The sequence below is a fragment of the Pseudomonas sp. p99-361 genome, assembly GCF_003935475.1.
GTDB classification, from domain to species: domain Bacteria; phylum Pseudomonadota; class Gammaproteobacteria; order Pseudomonadales; family Pseudomonadaceae; genus Aquipseudomonas; species Aquipseudomonas juntendi.
The window spans coordinates 1-502 of the sequence record NZ_RHQO01000152.1 but is presented as its reverse complement, the minus strand read 5'-3'; the positions used below and the strand labels follow the sequence as shown (position 1 = coordinate 502).

The window sequence follows — 502 nt, the reverse complement described above, 5'->3', positions numbered from 1 at the left end:
GGCGGCGGCAAAAACTGAGTGCAACACCTGACCTTTCCGGTACGGTGCTGCCCCTATGTCTTATACCGAACTCAGCGTTGAAGAGCGCGCCACCATTCAAATCGGTCGTACCCAAGGCTTCAGCCTGCGCAGGATTGCCTGCTTGATCAACCGATCCCCTTCGACCATCAGCCGTGAGCTGCGCCGTAACCGAGGTGCTTGCGGTGGCTACTCGGCCCGCCTAGCCCAGCAGCAAATGCAGGCCCGCCGCCAGGTTTGTCGACCGATGCGAAAACTGTTGCCGGGTAGCGAGCGCTTCGAACTGGTGACCCATATGCTGCGTGAGCGTTTGTCTCCCGAGCAGATTGCCGGCAAGCTGCGCAGCATGAACATACCCAACCTGCGAGATGCCTACGTCTGTCGCGAGACGATCTACAACGCGATCTATGCCCTGCCAGTGGGTGAGCTGCGTAAGGAGCTGATCATCTGTCTGCGCCAAGGCAAGACGACGCGCCGGCCGCGC

Annotated in this window: 1 pseudogene; it reads left to right on the top strand. The window is 60.6% G+C overall.

Annotation, left to right across the window (positions count from 1 at the left end):
- Window positions 1-55: 55 nt before the first annotated feature.
- Window positions 56-502: pseudogene (locus EGJ22_RS25920) on the top strand (IS30-like element ISPsp7 family transposase); the annotation flags it as partial.